Source organism: Streptomyces sp. NPDC006235 (assembly GCF_040613735.1).
Lineage (GTDB): Bacteria > Actinomycetota > Actinomycetes > Streptomycetales > Streptomycetaceae > Streptomyces.
The window spans coordinates 226,670-244,341 of record NZ_JBEXSR010000007.1 but is presented as its reverse complement, the minus strand read 5'-3'; the positions used below and the strand labels follow the sequence as shown (position 1 = coordinate 244,341).

Below are 17,672 nucleotides of genomic sequence, written 5' to 3'. Positions count from 1 at the left end.
GGGGCTCGGCAGGACAGGGCCCCACCGAAGGGCCGAAGAACGAGCGGCCGGACACCAGCCGCCTGCCGGTCAGTGAAGACCGGCGTACGGCGCACATGCATGGAGGACGTGACGTGGCGAACGACGCCAGCACCGTTTTCGACCTAGTGATCCTCGGCGGTGGCAGCGGTGGTTACGCCGCGGCCCTGCGCGGGGCGCAGCTGGGCCTGGACGTCGCCCTGATCGAGAAGGACAAGGTCGGCGGCACCTGCCTGCACCGAGGTTGCATCCCCACCAAGGCCCTGCTGCACGCGGGTGAGATCGCCGACCAGGCCCGCGAGAGCGAGCAGTTCGGTGTGAAGGCGACCCTCGAGGGCATCGACATCGCCGGCGTCCACAAGTACAAGGACGGCGTGGTCGCCGGCCTCTACAAGGGGCTCCAGGGGCTCGTCGCCTCCCGCAAGGTGACCTACATCGAGGGTGAGGGACGGCTGTCCTCCCCGACCTCCGTCGACGTGAACGGCCGGCGTGTCCAGGGCCGCCACGTGCTCCTCGCGACCGGCTCCGTGCCGAAGTCGCTGCCCGGCCTGGAGATCGACGGCGACCGGATCATCTCCTCGGACCACGCCCTCGTCCTGGACCGTGTGCCGAAGTCCGCGATCATCCTCGGCGGCGGTGTCATCGGCGTCGAGTTCGCCTCCGCGTGGAAGTCCTTCGGCACCGACGTCACCATCGTCGAGGGCCTGAAGCACCTCGTCCCGGTCGAGGACGAGAACTCCTCCAAGCTGCTGGAGCGCGCCTTCCGCAAGCGCGGCATCAAGTTCAACCTGGGCACGTTCTTCGAGAAGGCCGAGTACACGCAGGACGGCGTCAAGGTCACCCTCGCCGACGGCAAGGAGTTCGAGGCCGAGGTCCTGCTCGTCGCCATCGGCCGCGGCCCGGTCTCCCAGGGCCTGGGCTACGAGGAGCAGGGCGTCGCCATGGACCGCGGCTACGTCCTGGTCGACGAGTACATGCGCACGAACGTGCCGACCATCTCCGCCGTCGGTGACCTCGTCCCGACCCTCCAGCTCGCGCACGTCGGCTTCGCCGAGGGCATCCTGGTGGCGGAGCGTCTGGCCGGTCTCAAGACCGTTCCGATCGACTACGACGGTGTCCCGCGGGTGACGTACTGCCACCCGGAGGTCGCCTCCGTCGGTATCACCGAGGCCAAGGCCAAGGAGATCTACGGCGCGGACAAGGTCGTCGCTCTGAAGTACAACCTCGCGGGCAACGGCAGGAGCAAGATCCTGAACACCGCGGGCGAGATCAAGCTCGTCCAGGTCAAGGACGGTGCCGTCGTCGGCGTCCACATGGTCGGCGACCGCATGGGCGAGCAGGTCGGCGAAGCCCAGCTGATCTACAACTGGGAGGCGCTGCCCGCCGAGGTCGCGCAGCTCATCCACGCGCACCCGACGCAGAACGAGGCGCTCGGCGAGGCCCACCTGGCCCTGGCCGGCAAGCCCCTCCACGCGCACGACTGACCCCTCGGTCGACGAACGCGACGACACAGACTTCCGCACTTTCCGTAAGGAGCAACCGAAACCATGGCGGTTTCCGTAACCCTTCCGGCGCTCGGAGAGAGCGTCACCGAGGGCACTGTCACTCGCTGGCTGAAGGCCGAGGGTGAGCGCGTCGAGGCCGACGAGCCGCTGCTCGAGGTGTCGACCGACAAGGTCGACACCGAGATCCCCTCGCCCGCCGCCGGTGTCCTGGCGTCCATCAAGGTCGCCGAGGACGAGACGGTCGAGGTCGGCGCCGAGCTGGCCGTGATCGACGACGGCACGGGCGCGCCCGCTGCCGCCCCGGCCCCGCAGGCCGAGCAGGTCGCCGAGCCCGCCCCCGAGCCGGCCCCGGCCGCCCCGTCCACCGAGCAGGCCGCCCCGGCGCCCGCTCCCACCGCCGACGCCGCTGCCGGCGGCGGCTCCGCCGAGGGCACGGACGTGGTCCTGCCCGCGCTCGGCGAGTCCGTCACCGAGGGCACCGTCACCCGCTGGCTGAAGTCGGTCGGTGACAGCGTCGAGGCCGACGAGCCGCTGCTCGAGGTCTCCACCGACAAGGTCGACACCGAGATCCCGGCGCCCGCCTCGGGCACGCTGCTGGAGATCGTGGTCGGCGAGGACGTGACCGCCGAGGTCGGCGCCAAGCTCGCCGTCATCGGCCAGGCGGGCGCCGCTCCGGCCGCCGCCCCGGCGCAGGAGGCCCCGGCCGCCCCGGCCCAGCCCGAGCCCACCCCGGCTCCGGCTGCTGCTCCGGCTCCGGCTCCGGCGCAGCCCGCCCCGGCTCCGCAGGCCCCGTCGGCTCCGGCCCCGCAGCAGCAGGTCACCCCGGCTCCCGACCCGGCCCCGGCCGCTCCTGCTCCCGCCCCGGCTCCGGCCCAGGCCCCGGCCGCTCCGGCCGCCGCCAAGCCGGCCGACGACGGTGCCTACGTCACCCCGCTGGTGCGCAAGCTCGCCGCCGAGAACGGCGTCGACCTGTCCACCGTCAAGGGCACCGGCGTCGGCGGCCGTATCCGCAAGCAGGACGTCATGGCCGCCGCCGAGGCCGCCAAGGCCGCCGCCGCTGCCCCGGCTCCGGCCGCGGCCGCTCCGGCCGCCGCCAAGAAGGCCCCGGTGCTGGAGGCGTCCCCGCTGCGCGGCCAGACCATCAAGATGCCGCGGATCCGCAAGGTCATCGGCGACAACATGGTCAAGGCCCTGCACGAGCAGGCCCAGCTGTCCTCGGTCGTCGAGGTCGACGTCACCCGCCTGATGAAGCTGCGCGCCCGTGCCAAGGACGCGTTCGCGGCCCGTGAGGGCGTCAAGCTCTCCCCGATGCCGTTCTTCGTCAAGGCCGCGGCCCAGGCGCTGAAGGCGCACGCGCCCATCAACGCCAAGATCAACGAGGCCGAGGGGACCATCACCTACTTCGACACCGAGAACATCGGTATCGCGGTGGACTCCGAGAAGGGCCTGATGACCCCGGTCATCAAGAACGCCGGCGACCTCAACCTCGCCGGTATCGCCAAGGCCACGGCCGAGCTGGCGGGCAAGGTCCGCGCCAACAAGATCACCCCGGACGAGCTGTCCGGCGCGACCTTCACCATCTCCAACACCGGGTCGCGCGGCGCGCTCTTCGACACGATCATCGTGCCCCCGGGCCAGGTCGCGATCCTCGGCATCGGTGCCACGGTCAAGCGCCCCGCCGTCATCGAGACGGAGGACGGCCCGGTCATCGGCGTCCGCGACATGACGTACCTGACCCTGTCCTACGACCACCGCCTGGTGGACGGCGCCGACGCGGCCCGTTACCTGACGGCGGTCAAGGCCATCCTGGAGGCGGGCGAGTTCGAGGTCGAGCTCGGCCTCTGACCCCCAACGCCGGTACGGCTGTACGGTGCCCCCGCTCGGATATCTCCGGGCGGGGGCACTGCCTGTTCGGGGGCGCGGGGCTGTATCGATGTGCGGCTCCGCCGCGTGGGCGCGAGCAACCCCCCACAACCGTCAGCCGAACAACACAGCACACACCCCCCGTGTAAGCCTCGTCTCACCTGCACCAAAGCGCCGTCACCCACCCCACCCGCGGAGCGAACCGGCCGTATTGTCTAAACGTCAATCCCGCCTAAGGAGCCCTCATGACCGCCCCCGTCATCCACTCGCTGCGCGAACAGATCCGCGAGCACATCCTGGAGGGGATCATCAGCGGACGCTGGCAGCCGGGCGAGCGGATCGTGGAGCGGCGCATCGCCACGGAACTGGAAGTCAGCCAGACACCCGTACGCGAGGCCCTGCGGGAACTGGAGTCCCTGCGTCTGATCGAGTCCGCTCCGAACAAGGGCGTCCGCGTCAGGAACCTGACGGCGGCCGACCTGGAGGAGAGCTACCCGGTCCGGGCCGGCCTGGAGGCCATCGCCGCGGAACTGGCGGCCCAGGGCCTCGCCGAGGACTGCTCGGCCCTGGAACCCCACGTCAACGCCCTCTACGAGGCCGACCGCGTGTCCGACGGCACGGCCCAGGTCCGTCACACCGTCGCCTTCCACCGCGAACTGGTCCGCGCGGCGGGCAACTCCGTCCTGCTGCACACCTGGGAAGGCCTCGGCATCGAGGTGTTCACGGCCCTGTCGATCCGCTGGCTGGGCACACAGCAGCAGTCGTACGCCGAGGAGCACGAGGAGCTGGTCGCCGCCTTCAAGCGCCGCGACCCCCGGATCGCGGAACTGGTGAAGGCGCACGTCCTGGGCTGCGCGCCCCGGGCGTGACACCCGAGCGCACCCCCGCTCAAACGCCTTCCGACCTGCGAAAACACCGATCCTAAGGGGTCACTCCGTGCCACCGCCGGAGGCACCCCGTGCCTACTTTCTCGTGATCAAGAGGTTTTCCCTCTCAACCCTTTGATCGATCATCGATCAGCGAGTTACAGTCGCCGACGGGCTTGCCACCCAAGCTCCAGCCCTGTCCTGCCAAAGACAAAGGGCACCCCCGATCCCCTTACGTGAGGGAACCCCCTTCGACTGAGGAAGGCGGCGACATGACCGACCCCAACGCCATCCAGCCGAGCGAGCTCGACCAGCTCCCGGACCGGGACCCGGAGGAGACCGCCGAATGGCAGGCCTCCCTGGACGCGGTGACCGAGGCGGCCGGGCCGCACCGTGCCGCGTACCTGATGCGCCGCACGCTGGAGCGCGCCGAGGGCGCCGGCATCGCGCTGCCGAAGCTCCTGGAGACGGACTACGTCAACTCCATCCCCACCGCCGCCGAGCCGGCCGTGCCCGGTGACGAGGCGATGGAGCAGCGGATCACCGCGTGGAACCGCTGGAACGCGGCCGCGATGGTCACCCGCGGCAGCAAGTACGGCGTCGGCGGCCACATCGCCACCTTCGCCTCGGCTGCCTGGCTGTACGAGACCGGCTTCAACCACTTCTTCAGGGGCAAAGAGGCCGACGGCTCGGGCGACCAGCTCTACATCCAGGGCCACGCCTCCCCCGGCATCTACGCCCGCGCGTTCCTCGACGGCCGTCTGACCGAGGAGCAGCTCGACAACTTCCGCCGCGAGTCGGGCGGCAACGGCCTGCCGTCCTACCCGCACCCGCGCCGGCTGCCCTGGTTGTGGGAGTTCCCGACCGTCTCCATGGGTCTGGGCCCGCTCTCCGCCATCTACCAGGCGCGCTTCAACCGCTACCTCACCAACCGCGGCATCAAGGACACCTCCGCCTCGCACGTGTGGGCGTTCCTCGGTGACGGCGAGATGGACGAGCCCGAGTCGACGGCGGCCCTCGCGCTGGCGGCCCGTGAGGAGCTGGACAACCTCACGTTCGTCATCAACTGCAACCTGCAGCGCCTCGACGGCCCGGTCCGCGCCAACTTCAAGATCGTGCAGGAGCTGGAGGCCCAGTTCCGCGGAGCCGGCTGGAACGTCATCAAGACGCTGTGGGGCACGGCCTGGGACGAGCTGTTCCGGCTCGACACCACGGGCGCGCTCGTACGCCGCCTGCGCCAGGTACCCGACGCGCAGATCCAGACGTACCAGACCCGCGACGCGGCCTACATCCGCCAGGACTTCTTCGGCGGCGACCCGGCGCTGGCGGAGATGGCGAAGCTGCTGAGCGACGACAAGATCCTCGAGTGCTTCCACTTCTCGCGCGGCGGTCACGAGGCGCGCAAGGTGTACGCCGCGTACAAGGCGGCCGTCGAGCACAAGGGCGCGCCGACCGTGATCCTGGCCCAGACGGTCAAGGGCCACACCCTCGGTGAGGGCTTCGCGTCGAAGAACGCCAACCACCAGATGAAGAAGCTGACGGTGGACGAGTTCAAGAACATGCGCGACCTGCTCGGCCTGCCGATCAAGGACAGCGACTTCGTCGACGGCGTGGTGCCCTACGGCCACCCGGGCGCCGACTCCCCCGAGGTCCGCTACCTCCAGGAGCGGCGTGCCGCCCTCGGCGGTCCGGCCCCGGCCCGCCGCGTCCACCCGGTCGCGCCGCTGCCCGCCCCGGCCGAGAAGGCGTTCGCGTCCTTCGACAAGGGCTCCGGCTCGCAGAACGTGGCCACCACCATGGCGTTCGTCCGCCTGGTCAAGGACCTGGTCCGCGACAAGGAGACCGGCAAGCGCTGGGTGCCGATCGTCCCGGACGAGGCGCGCACCTTCGGTATGGAGAGCCTCTTCCCGTCGCTCGGCATCTACTCGCCGAAGGGCCAGACGTACGAGCCGGTCGACCGCGACCAGCTGATGTACTACAAGGAGGCCCAGAACGGCCAGATCCTCAACGAGGGGATCACCGAGGCCGGTTCGATGGCCGACTTCATCGCCGCCTCGACGTCGTACGCGACGCACGGCGAGACGATGATCCCGTTCTACATCTTCTACTCGATGTTCGGCTGGCAGCGCACGGCCGACCAGATGTGGCAGCTCGGCGACCAGCTCGGCCGCGGCTTCCTCATCGGTGCCACCGCGGGCCGTACGACGCTGACCGGTGAGGGCCTCCAGCACGCCGACGGCCACTCCCCCGTCATAGCCGCGACGAACCCGGCGGCGCTGACGTACGACCCGGCGTTCGCGTACGAGGTCGCGGCCATCGTCAAGGAGGGCCTGCGACGGATGTACGGCGAGGCGGCCCCGGGTGAGGACCAGAACGTCTTCTACTACCTGACGGTCTACAACGAGCCGCTGCCGCAGCCCGCGAAGCCGTCCGTGGACGGCATCGACGAGGGCATCGTCAAGGGCCTGTACCGCTTCAACACGGCGGAGTCGGCGGGCATCACGCCCCCGGCCAACGCCCCGCGGATCCAGCTGCTCGGCTCCGGTACGGCGATCCACTGGGCGCTCAAGGCGCAGAAGCTTCTCGCCGAGGAGTGGGGCGTGGCGGCCGACGTCTGGTCGGCGACCTCGTGGAGCGAGCTGCGCCGGGACGCCCTGGAGGCGGACGAGGCCCTGCTGCGCGGCGAGGAGCGGATGCCGTTCGTCCGGCAGGCGCTCCAGGGCGCCGAGGGCCCGGTGCTGGCGGTCTCCGACTACATGCGCCAGGTCCCGGACCAGATCGCGCAGTGGGTCGAGCAGGACTGGTCCTCGCTGGGCGCCGACGGCTTCGGCCTCTCGGACACCCGTGAGGCGGCCCGCCGCCACTTCGGTGTCGACGCCGAGTCGATCGTCGTCGCGGCCCTGGCCCAGCTCGCGGGGCGCGGCGAGGTCAAGGCGACGGCCGTGAAGGAAGCGCGCGCGAAGTACGGCCTGTAAGGGCTGTCCGACAGGAGGCTCCCGCTGCGGCGGGGGCCTCCTGCTGCATGATGTGGTCCATGCGCGCTGCCCGGCTCATCAAGATGGTGCTGCTGCTCCAGTCCCGGCCCTCCATGACGGCCGCCGAGCTCGCCCGTGAGCTGGAGGTGTCGGAGCGGACGGTCACCCGGGACGCCCAGGCGCTGTCGGAGGCGGGTGTGCCGGTGTACGCGGACCGGGGCCGGGTCGGCGGGTACCGGCTGGTCGGCGGGTACCGTACGCGGCTGACCGGGCTGCACCGCAGCGAGGCCGAGGCGCTGTTCCTGTCCGGGGTGCCGGGCGCCCTGCGCGAGATGGGCTTGGAGGACGCCGCCTCGGCGGCCCGGCTGAAGGTCTCGGCCGCCCTGCTGCCCTCCCTGCGGGACGCGTCCAGGACGGCGGCGCAGCGGTTCCACCTGGACGCCCCGAACTGGTTCAGGGAGCCGAAGACGCCCGTGCTGCTGCCGGCGGTCGCCGACGCGGTGTGGGACGACCGGCGGATCACCGCGCGCTACCGGCGCGGTGAGGACGAGGTCGTCCGGGAGCTGGAGCCGTACGGGCTCGTGCTGAAGGCGGGCGTCTGGTACCTGTGCGCCAGGGTGGCCGGGGGCGGGTCCTTCCGGGTGTACCGGATCGACCGGTTCACGGCGGTGGACCCGGGCGAGGAGCGCTTCGAGCGGGAGCCGGAGTTCGATCTGCCGGCCTTCTGGGAGGAGCGGGCGGAGCAGTTCGCGCGGTCCCTACTGCGGGCGCGGGTCGTGGTGCGGCTGTCCCCCGAAGGGGTACGCAGGCTGCCGCACGCCCTCGACTCGCTGTCCGCCCGTGAGGCCCTGGCGGAGGCGGACGCCCCGGACGGTGACGGCTGGGTGACGGTGGCCCTGCCGGTGGAGTCCGAGGAGGTCGCCCACACCCAGTTGACGGCGCTGGGCCCGGAGGTGGAGGTACTGGCGCCGGAGAGCCTGCGCGAGCGGTTCGCCGGGGACGCGCTGCGGCTGGCCGGGCTGTACCACCGTTCCTAAAGACTGAGCGGGAGTGAGTCCTGCTGCCAGGGCTCATGCTCAGCCGCGTGCTCCGAACGGTGTTGGGCACGCTGGTCGCCCGCTTTCACTCCGCGTCCGGGCGGCACGCATCTGGTGCGTGGTCCGGGAATGCGGGGGCGGGGTCCCTCACGCCCGGAGGTCTCCGGTCCCGCCTGGACGGTCCGATGCCCGTAACGATCGCTCTGGTCGTTGCGGGGTGGTGCCGTCCGTCGCCGGATCGGATGCCCCAGGGCGCGCCGTCCGATGGCCACGGCTGCCGCGTCGTGGCGAGTGGTGTCACGATGGGATGTGGTCAGGGGCTGCTGCCAGTGCTGGGCACCCCACCGGGAGGTGTCGGCGGCCATCGACACCAGCCGCGCCTTCAGCTTCGCGGTGGGAAAGCGGGAGATCAGACGCCGGAACCGCTTGTTACGGCCGTGCTTCTCCCGGCTGGTGCCGTCGGTGAAGTCGAGGTCCTCGATGGCGATCGCCTCGGCTGCACTGCGGCGGGTGTGGTGCAGCAGCCGGGTCAGCGCATGGCGGATCTGGGCGTCCCGGTGCGCGGCGGTGCCGGACAGGTCGTAGAAGCCGTACCACCCCCGGGACGGCGTATAACGATCCCGCGCACTCCGGGTGCGCCCCCGTGCCCCAGGCCCGATGCTGGACCCGTGATGGACGAGACGGAGTTCTGGGAGCTGGTGGACGACACCCGGGAGGCCGCCGAGGGCGACCCGGAAGAGCAGGCCGACCTGCTCGTGGAGCGGCTCACGCAGAAGGACCCGGACTCGGTCCTGGACTTCGCCCGGCACTTCGAGTCCCGCTACAACCGGGCCTACCGCTGGGACCTGTGGGGCGCCGCCTGGGTGCTGCTGGACGGGGCGAGCGACGACGCCTTCGACTTCTTCCGCTGCTGGCTGATCGGCCAGGGCCGCCATGTCTTCGAGGGCGCCGTGCACGACCCGGACTCGCTCGCCGATCTGCTGGACGACTTCGACGAGGAGATCGACGGCGACGGCGAGGAGCTCGGCTACGCGGCGGACGAGGCCTACGAGCAGCTCACCGGCACGGTCGCCCCCGATCTGGGGATCCCGCCCGCGCCCCCGGAACCGGAGGGCACTCCGCTCGACTTCGAGAACGAGGAGCTGCTCGCCGAGCGCTATCCCCGGCTGTGGGAGCGCTTCAGGGGCTGATCGACCGCGTGGTGCAGCGGGGCGGCGTTGGCCTGGTCAGGGGGTGTCCGCGAAGTCCCGTCGTCCGCCCGGAGGGCGGGCCCTGCGGCGTCCGGTGCGTGCTCTGGGTGCACCGCCCAGGGGCCGCGCGCCGCTGCCGGCCAGGTACTGCTGTTCATGATCCCCACCTCCGGTCGGCCGACTGTGGGGTCGACGGCAGGACGCCGGGATCTGAGGCCCCTGCGCGCCCGCTGTGGCCTTCCTGTGGACCCGTCGGCCGGCCCTGCAGCCGGGCGGCCAGCTGCCTGATCTCGGGCAGCCTGGCGTGCAGGGCGGCGCCCGGGCAGCTGGTCATGTAGCCGTCGTTGTGGCCGGCGAGGGCGGGCAGCTCGGCGGCGGTGCCGGCCGCGTACCGGCTCAGGCCGTTGCTGGAGACCAGGCGGACGCGCGCCCGCGGGTCGGTGCCGGTCAGGCCGAGCTTCCAGGCGGACAGCGCGGCGATGGCGTGGATCATCGCCCGGGGCACGGGCATGCCCGCGGTGAAGGTGCCGAGGGCGGCGATGCCGGTGGTGCGGTGGTTGAAGCCCTGGGTGTGGGCGCCGGTGACGGCCCGCTCGACGCCGCCGGCGCGGCCCTCGTAGACGGTGCCGCAGCGGTCGACGACGAAGTTGTAGCCGATGTCGTCCCAGTCGCGGGTGCCCGTCTGGCCGGTGTACAGGTCCCGCAGGATGCGGGGCGCGTCGGCGCAGTCGTAGCCGTTGGGCGAGTCGGTGTGGTGGACGAAGACGGCGGCGACCCGGTCGTCGTAGCGCGGGCGGGGCTGCCTGCGGGCGGCGTCGCCCAGCCACTGCGATCGCGGCACGATGTACGGGCGCGGGGCGGTGTAGGGCGTGGCGGCGGGGCGGTGCGCGGCCGGGCGGGCGCCGGTCTCGGCGGCGTGCTCGACGCCGTGGGCGCACAGCACCAGCGCCACGACGGCGGCGACGCCCGGCAGGCAGCCGAGCAGCACCCGGACCGCGCGCGGCATACCGGCTATGCCGGGTGTCCCAGCGGCGCGGCGCCTGCGCGTACCCCGCCGTCTCCGCAAGACACGCATGGACCCACTGTCGGCCTGATCCGGTCCGTCCGCGATGTGTGATGTGCCACCTGGTGGAACCATCGTCACGGTCCGCGACGTTTTTCCGAGTGCACGCGCACGTGGCCGGTTCTGATCATTCACGCGCGTGTGACTGATCACCGGGCCCTTCCCCCACGTACTAAGGGGTTCCGAACGAAAGGCGGCGTTGCGTGGACCTGCTCGACATCCTGCTGTTGCTGGTGGTCCTGGCCTATGCGGCATCCGGCTACCGGCGCGGGCTGGTGGCCGGCTGTGTGTCGCTGGCGGGCTTCGTGGGCGGTGCGGTCGTCGGCGTGTGGATCCTGCCGTGGGTGATGGACCTGGTGCCGCCCGGTTCGACCCGCGCGACGGTGACGGCGGTGCTGACGGTGCTGCTCCCGGCGGTGGTGGGTCACGAACTGGCGGGGCGCCTCGCGCTCCGGCTGCGGCGGGAGCTGGACAGGGGGCCGCTGCGGGTGGCGGACGGGATCGGCGGGGCCGTGGCCAACTCGGTCGCGGTCCTGATCGTGGCGTGGGTGGCCGCGAGCGTCCTGGGCGCGTCCTCGTCACCGCTGGTCACGTCGGCGATCCGGGACTCCCGGCTGCTCGGCGCGGTGCAGGAGACGATGCCGGACACCACCCCGGCCTGGTTCTCGCGGGCCACGTCGGCGCTGACCGAGGCGGGCTTCCCGCAGGTCTTCAACCCCTTCGAGAACGAGTCGACCGCCGAGGTCGCCGCCCCCTCCGGCGACAGCGTCACGGCGGCCGCCACGAACGCCGCCAAGCTGAGCACGGTCAAGGTCGAGGGCGTCGCGGGCACGCAGGGCCGGGAGGGCAGCGGGTTCGTGTACGCGCGAGAGCGCGTGATGACCAACGCCCACGTGGTGGCGGGCATCGACGAGCCGACCGTGCAGATCGGCGGGGTCGGGCGGACGTACGAGGCGCGGGTGGTGCTCTTCGACCCGCAGAAGGACGTGGCCGTGCTGTACGTGCCGGGCCTGAAGGCGCCCGTGCTGCGGTTCGACGACGACGCCGAGCGCGGCGACTCGGCGGTGGTCGCCGGCTATCCGCAGGACGGCGACCTGAACCTCCAGGCGGCGACGGTCGCGAACCGGGTCCGGGCGACGGGCCAGAACATCTACAACGACGGCACGGTCACCCGCGAGATCTACTCGATCCGTTCCACGGTCCGCCCCGGCAACTCCGGCGGGCCCCTCCTCACCACGGACGGCCGGGTCTTCGGCGTGGTCTTCGCCCGCTCCACCTCGGACGCCGAGACGGGCTACGTGCTGACGGCGGCCGAGGTCTCCTCCGACGCCGAGCGCGCGGCGAACGCGACGGCACCGGTGGACACGGGCGAGCTGGCCGCGTCCTAGGCGCCCCGGCACGGGCTCAGAGGAAACGTCCCATCAGCACGTCGTCCACGTACTGCCCATCGAGCCGGAACTCCTCGGGCAGGACTCCCTCCACCACGAATCCCTCGGCCTCGTAGAGCTTGCGTGCCGGGGTGTTGTGGGAGAGGACGCGCAGGGTGAGGCGGCGGGCACCGCGCCGGCGGGCCTCGTCCACGGCGGTCCGGACCAGCGCCCGCCCGACACCCCGGCCGCGCGCCTCCTGCGAGACGACGAGGCCCTGGATCTGCCGGACGTGCCGGTTGGCGTCGACCGGCGTCGGGAAGCCGAGGTGGAGGTAGCCCGCCAGGCGGTCACCGAGTTCGGCGACCAGGCAGTCCTCGGGGGCGTGCCGCTCGCTGAAGAACGGCGGGTACGGCGGCTGCGGCTCGGGTACCACGGCGTGCAGGTGCGACCACGCGAGCCGGTCCAGCAGGGCCAGACCTTCGCCGTCATCGGGCGTGGCGAGGCGTATTCGGAGATCGCGGGACTCGGGCATGGCGTCACCCTACGGCGATGGCTTGTGGCCGTACGCCGGATTTATGGCGCCGGCGGGCAGGATGGGGCCCATGGAACGCTCACGAATCGCAGTGGCCGGTGCGTCCGGTCTCATCGGCGGCGCCCTGGTGCGGTCCCTGACAGCGGACGGGTACGAGGTGGTGCGTCTCGTACGCCGTGCGCCCCGGGCCGCGGACGAGGTCCACTGGGACCCCGAGGGCGGGCGGGTGGACGCGCCCGGGCTCGCCGGGTGCGACGCGGTGGTGAACCTGGCCGGTGCGGGGGTCGGCAACCGCCGCTGGACGGACGCCTACAAGCAGCGGATCCGCGACAGCAGGGTGAACGGCACGGCAGCGCTCGCCCGCGCTGTCGCCTCGCTGGACGAGCAGGACCGGCCGCGGGTCTTCGTGAACGGCAGTGCCATGGGCTACTACGGCGAGACCGGGGACCGGGCCGTCGACGAGAGCGCCCCGGCGGGCGAGGGGTTCCTTCCCGAGCTGTGCGTGGAGTGGGAGGCCGCGACCGCACCCGCCCAGGAGGCCGGTGTCCGCACGGTGTTCACCCGGACCGGGCTGGTCGTCTCCCGCGAGGGCGGTGCGTGGGGGCGGCTGTTCCCGCTGTTCCGGGCGGGGCTCGGCGGGCGGATGGGCGACGGGCGGCAGTACTGGTCGTTCATCGCGCTGCACGACGAGGTCGCCGCGATCCGGCATCTCATCGACACCGACGGCCTGTCCGGGCCGTTCAACCTCACCGCCCCGAACCCGCTGACGAACGGTGAGATCACGGCGGCGATGGGGCGCGTGCTGCACCGCCCGACGCTGTTCGCGGTGCCCGCGCCCGTCCTGCGGGCCGTGCTCGGCGAGATGGCCGGGGATGTGCTCGGCAGCGCCCGGGTCCTGCCGACGCGACTGCTGGAGTCGGGGTTCCGGTTCGCCTTCCCGGAGATCGAGGGGGCGATCCGGGCGGCGTTGTGACGCACCCGGGAGACCGCCGACGGACTGCCGGCCGACCGCTGACCGACTGCCGACCGACCGCTGACCGACTGTTCCGAGACAGTCCCTCGCGCCGCACACCAGCCCTCTGTGACCACTTCACGCCCACAAGGAATCCGTATGCGACCGCCGTGCGACCGTGCCCTGTCGATGCGCGACTCCCCCTGACCGATCACGGCCCTACGCTCGACCAGAACTCGCGTATCCCTGGGGCCTGTTGAGGGCATGACGTCTCCAGCGCCCGCGCAACCTCGAGGAGGGGCACGTGCTTGAGCCCGCTTACCAGGCGGACGTGGTCGTCGTGGGGGCCGGGGTCGCCGGACTCTCGGCCGCGCACCGGCTGACCAGCGCAGGAGTGACGACCATGGTCCTGGAGGCCGCCGACGGGGTCGGCGGCCGGATGACGACGGAGAAGGTCGACGGCTTCCGGCTCGACAGAATCGGCCAGTTGCTGTCCACGGCGTACCCGGAGCTACGGCTGACACCGGGCCTCGGCACCCTCGTGCTGCGCCCCTTCTCGCCCGGGGTCCTGCTGCACGGCGACGGACGCCACCATCGCGCGGGCGTCCGGGCGGGCACAGGGGGCGCGCGGGGCGCACTACACGCTGTGCGCGCCCTGGCGAGCGCCCCCCGGTCGCCGTCCGCGCCCAGGCCGCCCAGGAGGCCGGTGGCGGTGCCCGGCCGGCAGGTCTCGGTGCCCCGGAGCCGGTCCGGTGCGCCGCTGGGCACGGCCGTCGACCAGGCCCGCCTGGGTGCCGCCCTGACCCGGCTGGCCGGCACCCCGGCCGAACGGCTGCTGGCCCGCCCGGAGCTGCCCGCCGGTGAGGCCCTGGCGGCTCGCGGGCTGCCGGCCCGGACGATCGACGGCTTCCTGCGTCCGCTGCTGGCCGCCCTGCTGTGCGACCCGGACCTGACGACGTCCAGCCGGTGCGCGGACCTCGCGCTGCGTGCCTTCGCGGGCGGGCGGCTGTGTCTGCCGGAGGGCGGCGCCGAGGCCCTGCCGGAGCTGCTGGCGAGCACGCTGCCGCCGGGCACCGTGCACACCGGCGTGCGTGTCACCTCCGTCTCCACGACCTCGGTGACCACCGCCGAGCACGGGGAGATCCGCTGCCGGGCGGTGCTGGTGGCGACGGGCGCCAGGGCCGCGGCCGAGTTGCTGCCCGGGTTGCGGGTGCCGGACTTCCATCCGGTGACGGTGGTGCACCACACGACGGACGAACCGCCGGGCACGGGGGCGTCCTTGCTGCTCGACGCGGATCTCGGTGGGCCGGTCGCGTACACGGCGGTGGTCAGCCGCGTCGATCCGTCCCGGGCGCCGGCGGGGCGGGCCCTGGTGTCTTCGACGGTGCTGGGGCGACCGCCGGGGGATGTCGACACGGCCGTGCGGATGCATGTGGCGCGGCTGTACGGGGTGTCGACGGCTCGGTGGGAGACGTTGGCCGTGCACCACACGGCGGAGGCCGTGCCCGCGATGCGGCCGCCGCACGATCTGCGGCGGCCGGTGCGGTTGTTGGCCGGGCTGTATGTGTGTGGGGATCACCGGGACACCAGTACTGTCCAGGGCGCTCTGCACTCCGGGCACCGGGCATCCGCGGCGATCTTGGCGGACTTGGGGGCGGGGCGGTCGATGCATGTTGCCGATCCGCTGCCGACTGTGCCGCGGGCTGCGTAGGTGGTTTGTCGGGTGCGGGTTCGTCGTGGCCGTTCGCGCAGTTCCCCGCGCCCCTAAAGAAGGGCCGCTACCTTATCGCGGTAGGTCCGCACGGGCGCTGCATCCTTGTACGGCTCCAGTCGTCGCTCGAAGTCCCTCACGTACTCCACCGCCCGTACCGAGCGCATCTCCGCGGCCTGGCCCGCCGCCTCCGCGGCCAGTTGGCAGGCCTGGTCGAGTTCGCCGAGGCCGAGGCGGGCGGTGGCGAGGACGACGCGGCAGAACAGACGGCTGCGGGCGTAGGACGGGGCGCGGAGCTGGAGTGAGCGCTCCGCGTGCTGGGCGGCGGCGCGGAACTGCTGAAGGTCCCGGTGGCAGTGCCCGAACTCGTCGGCGAGCTGCGCCTCGTCGAAGAACTTGGCCCAGTGCGGGACGTCGTCCCCGGCCCGGGCCGTCTCCAGGGCGCGCTCGGCGCGGACCAGTGCGGCCGTGCAGGCCCGCACCTCGCCGAGCACCCCGTGCCCGCGCGCCTCGGAGGCGTGCAGCAGCGCCTGGACGACCGGCGGGGCCGAGGTGCCGACACCCTGCTGGGCCACGCGCGCGAGCTGCACCGCCTCCCGTCCGTGCCCGAGGTAGACGGCCTGCCGGCTCATGGTGACCAGCACGTACGCCCCGTACGTCCGGTCCCCGGCCGCCTGGGCGAGCCGGAGCGCCTGCACGAAGTAGCGCTGGGCGAGGCCGTGCGCGGCGATGTCGTACGACGTCCAGCCCGCGAGCCGGGTCAGGTCGGCGGCGGCGGCGAACAGCCGGCGGCCGGTCTGCTCGCCGTAGGTGCCGCGCAGCATGGGCTCGCACTCGTGCTCCAGATAGCGCACGAGGGCCTGGCGGGCGTGGCCGCCGCCGTAGGCGTCGTCGAGGGTGCGGAACAACTCGCCGACGGAGCGCAGGGCGGCGATGTCGCCGGCGGTCACCTTCTGGCCGGGTCCGCGTTCGGCCTGCCCGCGCTGGCGGGGCAGGGACGGCACGCCCTGCTCGGCGGACGGACGGAGGGCGGGGCGGCCCCGCGCCGGGATGCGGGCGGCGGCCGGCTCACCCCGGGCCACCTTCTCGTCGGCGCGGCCGATCAGCCAGTCCCGGCTGGGCACGACGAGCCCGGCCGGTGTGAAGGCGATCTTGCGCAGCTCGGCGTGGCTGCCGGAGTCCTTGCGCCACAGCCCGCTGACGATGTCGACGGCCTCCTCGGGGGTGGACGCGAACTCCAGCCCCGCGTAGACGGGCGCGCAGGCGTCCAGGCCGAGGTCCTGGGCGGTGAGGCGGCGGCCCAGGCGCCGGGTGAAGACCTCGGCGATCAGCGCGGGCGTGGTGCCCCTGGGCTGCTGGCCGCGCAGCCACCGGGTGACGGATGTCTTGTCGTATCTCAGGTCGAGTCCGTGTTCGAGACCGAGCTGGTCCACGCGACGGGCGAGACCCGCGTTGGAGAACCCCGCTTCTGCGATGAGCGCGGCGAGCTGTCGGTTGGGGGTGCGCTGCGCGGGTCGTTCCGTCATGGTGCGGTGCGGTCTCCTGCCTTCCGGTGCTGGTGATCTGCCGGATTGCCTGTGAGCAGGCCTTTTGGCTTGCTGGACGGCGAGAATGTAGCGGAGAGTAAGCACCCCATCACACATTTTCCCGGACATTCATCCGATCGTGTGAGGATTGGCCCCAGGACTGACGTGCCCGGGCCGGACGTACAGTGGCTGGGGCGCGATACGTGCCTGACACACCCGTCCTAGGGAGGCGCTTGCCGTGAGTGAGTTGCGGTTCGTCCGCATGGGGTTCGGTGACGAGGCCGTCGAGTACCAGGAGGCGTGGGACGAACAGCGCCGGGTGCACGCGGCGCGCTTCGCGGACGAGGTCCCCGACACCGTGCTGCTCCTGGAGCACCCCCCGGTCTACACGGCGGGCCGGCGCACGGCGGACAACGAGCGGCCCCTCGACGGCACACCGGTCATCGACGTGGACCGCGGCGGCAAGATCACCTGGCACGGCCCCGGCCAGTTGGTGGGCTACCCCATCCAGAAGCTGCCGCGCCCGGTGGACGTCGTGGCGCACGTGCGCCGCCTCGAAGAGGCCCTGATCCGTACCTGCGCGGAGTTCGGTCTGGAGACCACCCGGGTCGAGGGCCGCAGCGGGGTGTGGGTGCTGGGCGACCCGGTCGAGCAGCGCCCCGCGCTCGGCGGCCTGGCCCTGGACTTCGACCCGAGGCTGCACGACGAGGAGTTCGACCCGCGCCTGAACGGCCCGGAGTACGCGCCCTCCAACGCGGGCCAGCGCCGCGAGGACCGCAAGATCGCCGCGATCGGCATCCGCGTGGCCAAGGGTGTCACCATGCACGGCTTCTCGCTCAACGTGAACCCGGACAACAAGTGGTTCGACCGGATCATCCCGTGCGGCATCCGTGACGCGGGGGTCGCCTCCCTGGCGAGCGAGCTGGGCCGCGACGTCACGATCGAGGAGGTCCTGCCGGTCGTCGAGCGGCACCTGAGGGACGTCCTGGAGAACGCCGAGCTGAAGCCGCGGGAGATCGAGAAGGCGCCCGCGGCATAAAACGGGCTGTGGAGGGGCTGGCACC

The 17,672-nt window shown here is 72.3% G+C and carries 13 protein-coding genes and 1 pseudogene; 10 read left to right on the top strand and 4 right to left on the bottom strand.

Annotation, left to right across the window (positions count from 1 at the left end; translation table 11 throughout):
• The first annotated feature begins 113 nt into the window (after positions 1-113).
• The 5 genes from lpdA (at position 114) to ABZ192_RS12065 (ending at position 8,264) form a co-directional block, all read left to right on the top strand.
• Positions 114-1,502 carry a dihydrolipoyl dehydrogenase gene (gene lpdA / locus ABZ192_RS12085; RefSeq protein ID WP_020276914.1) on the top strand — a complete coding sequence of 463 codons (1,389 nt, stop codon included), beginning with the start codon at positions 114-116 and terminating at the stop codon, positions 1,500-1,502.
• A gap of 63 nt (positions 1,503-1,565) precedes the next feature.
• Positions 1,566-3,368: a 2-oxoglutarate dehydrogenase, E2 component, dihydrolipoamide succinyltransferase gene (sucB, locus tag ABZ192_RS12080; RefSeq protein WP_356924389.1), complete on the top strand. Its 1,803-nt coding sequence runs from the start codon at positions 1,566-1,568 to the stop codon at positions 3,366-3,368.
• Between the two features lie 263 nt (positions 3,369-3,631).
• Positions 3,632-4,255 (top strand): GntR family transcriptional regulator, encoded by a 624-nt coding sequence (locus ABZ192_RS12075; protein WP_150480437.1) that lies wholly within the window; start codon positions 3,632-3,634, stop codon positions 4,253-4,255.
• A gap of 269 nt (positions 4,256-4,524) precedes the next feature.
• Entirely contained in the window at positions 4,525-7,227 is a 2,703-nt protein-coding gene (gene aceE / locus ABZ192_RS12070; RefSeq protein WP_356924388.1) for a pyruvate dehydrogenase (acetyl-transferring), homodimeric type, read from the top strand.
• A gap of 59 nt (positions 7,228-7,286) precedes the next feature.
• Positions 7,287-8,264 carry a YafY family protein gene (locus ABZ192_RS12065; RefSeq protein WP_356924387.1) on the top strand — a complete coding sequence of 326 codons (978 nt, stop codon included), beginning with the start codon at positions 7,287-7,289 and terminating at the stop codon, positions 8,262-8,264.
• Here ABZ192_RS12065 and ABZ192_RS12060 read toward each other — a convergent pair.
• A pseudogene (locus ABZ192_RS12060) lies at positions 8,261-8,851 on the bottom strand (IS200/IS605 family accessory protein TnpB-related protein); the annotation flags it as partial. The gene ABZ192_RS12065 and the pseudogene ABZ192_RS12060 sit on opposite strands and share 4 nt — an antisense overlap.
• Positions 8,852-8,935: 84 nt before the next feature.
• On the opposite strand from ABZ192_RS12060, the gene ABZ192_RS12055 reads away from it, so the two are divergent.
• Entirely contained in the window at positions 8,936-9,454 is a 519-nt protein-coding gene (locus ABZ192_RS12055) for a DUF4240 domain-containing protein (RefSeq protein WP_356924386.1), read from the top strand.
• Between the two features lie 154 nt (positions 9,455-9,608).
• On the opposite strand, the gene ABZ192_RS12050 is transcribed toward ABZ192_RS12055, so the two are convergent.
• Positions 9,609-10,460 (bottom strand): peptidoglycan recognition protein, encoded by an 852-nt coding sequence (locus ABZ192_RS12050; RefSeq protein WP_356924385.1) that lies wholly within the window; start codon positions 10,458-10,460, stop codon positions 9,609-9,611.
• A gap of 260 nt (positions 10,461-10,720) precedes the next feature.
• Here ABZ192_RS12050 and ABZ192_RS12045 point away from each other — a divergent pair, with 260 nt between their 5' ends.
• On the top strand, positions 10,721-11,905 hold the full coding sequence (locus ABZ192_RS12045; protein WP_356924384.1) for a MarP family serine protease: 1,185 nt from the start codon (positions 10,721-10,723) through the stop codon (positions 11,903-11,905).
• 16 nt (positions 11,906-11,921) lie between these two features.
• On the opposite strand, the gene ABZ192_RS12040 is transcribed toward ABZ192_RS12045, so the two are convergent.
• Positions 11,922-12,419, bottom strand: coding sequence for a GNAT family N-acetyltransferase (locus ABZ192_RS12040; RefSeq protein ID WP_356924383.1), 498 nt, complete (start codon positions 12,417-12,419; stop codon positions 11,922-11,924).
• Between the two features lie 70 nt (positions 12,420-12,489).
• Here ABZ192_RS12040 and ABZ192_RS12035 point away from each other — a divergent pair, with 70 nt between their 5' ends.
• On the top strand, positions 12,490-13,392 hold the full coding sequence (locus ABZ192_RS12035; RefSeq protein WP_356924382.1) for a TIGR01777 family oxidoreductase: 903 nt from the start codon (positions 12,490-12,492) through the stop codon (positions 13,390-13,392).
• Positions 13,393-13,675: 283 nt separating this feature from the next.
• The gene (locus ABZ192_RS12030) at positions 13,676-15,082 is read left to right on the top strand and encodes an NAD(P)/FAD-dependent oxidoreductase (RefSeq protein ID WP_356924381.1); all 1,407 of its coding nucleotides are present in this window, start codon (positions 13,676-13,678) and stop codon (positions 15,080-15,082) included.
• Between the two features lie 53 nt (positions 15,083-15,135).
• Here the strand turns inward: ABZ192_RS12030 and ABZ192_RS12025 are convergent, their stop codons facing one another.
• Positions 15,136-16,608, bottom strand: coding sequence for a regulator (locus tag ABZ192_RS12025; RefSeq protein WP_356924380.1), 1,473 nt, complete (start codon positions 16,606-16,608; stop codon positions 15,136-15,138).
• A gap of 238 nt (positions 16,609-16,846) precedes the next feature.
• Here ABZ192_RS12025 and lipB point away from each other — a divergent pair, with 238 nt between their 5' ends.
• The gene (gene lipB / locus ABZ192_RS12020; RefSeq protein ID WP_356924379.1) at positions 16,847-17,647 is read left to right on the top strand and encodes a lipoyl(octanoyl) transferase LipB; all 801 of its coding nucleotides are present in this window, start codon (positions 16,847-16,849) and stop codon (positions 17,645-17,647) included.
• The last annotated feature ends 25 nt before the right edge of the window (positions 17,648-17,672 follow it).

Bases quoted from the DNA above. Each gene is read 5' to 3' on its own strand.
- sucB (WP_356924389.1), top strand. From the start codon at position 1,566: ATGGCGGTTTCCGTAACCCTTCCGGCGCTCGGAGAGAGCGTCACCGAG.
- ABZ192_RS12025 (WP_356924380.1), bottom strand. From the start codon at position 16,608: ATGACGGAACGACCCGCGCAGCGCACCCCCAACCGACAGCTCGCCGCG.
- ABZ192_RS12065 (WP_356924387.1), top strand. From the start codon at position 7,287: ATGCGCGCTGCCCGGCTCATCAAGATGGTGCTGCTGCTCCAGTCCCGG.
- ABZ192_RS12055 (WP_356924386.1), top strand. From the start codon at position 8,936: ATGGACGAGACGGAGTTCTGGGAGCTGGTGGACGACACCCGGGAGGCC.
- ABZ192_RS12035 (WP_356924382.1), top strand. From the start codon at position 12,490: ATGGAACGCTCACGAATCGCAGTGGCCGGTGCGTCCGGTCTCATCGGC.
- ABZ192_RS12075 (WP_150480437.1), top strand. From the start codon at position 3,632: ATGACCGCCCCCGTCATCCACTCGCTGCGCGAACAGATCCGCGAGCAC.
- aceE (WP_356924388.1), top strand. From the start codon at position 4,525: ATGACCGACCCCAACGCCATCCAGCCGAGCGAGCTCGACCAGCTCCCG.
- ABZ192_RS12040 (WP_356924383.1), bottom strand. From the start codon at position 12,419: ATGCCCGAGTCCCGCGATCTCCGAATACGCCTCGCCACGCCCGATGAC.
- ABZ192_RS12050 (WP_356924385.1), bottom strand. From the start codon at position 10,460: ATGCCGCGCGCGGTCCGGGTGCTGCTCGGCTGCCTGCCGGGCGTCGCC.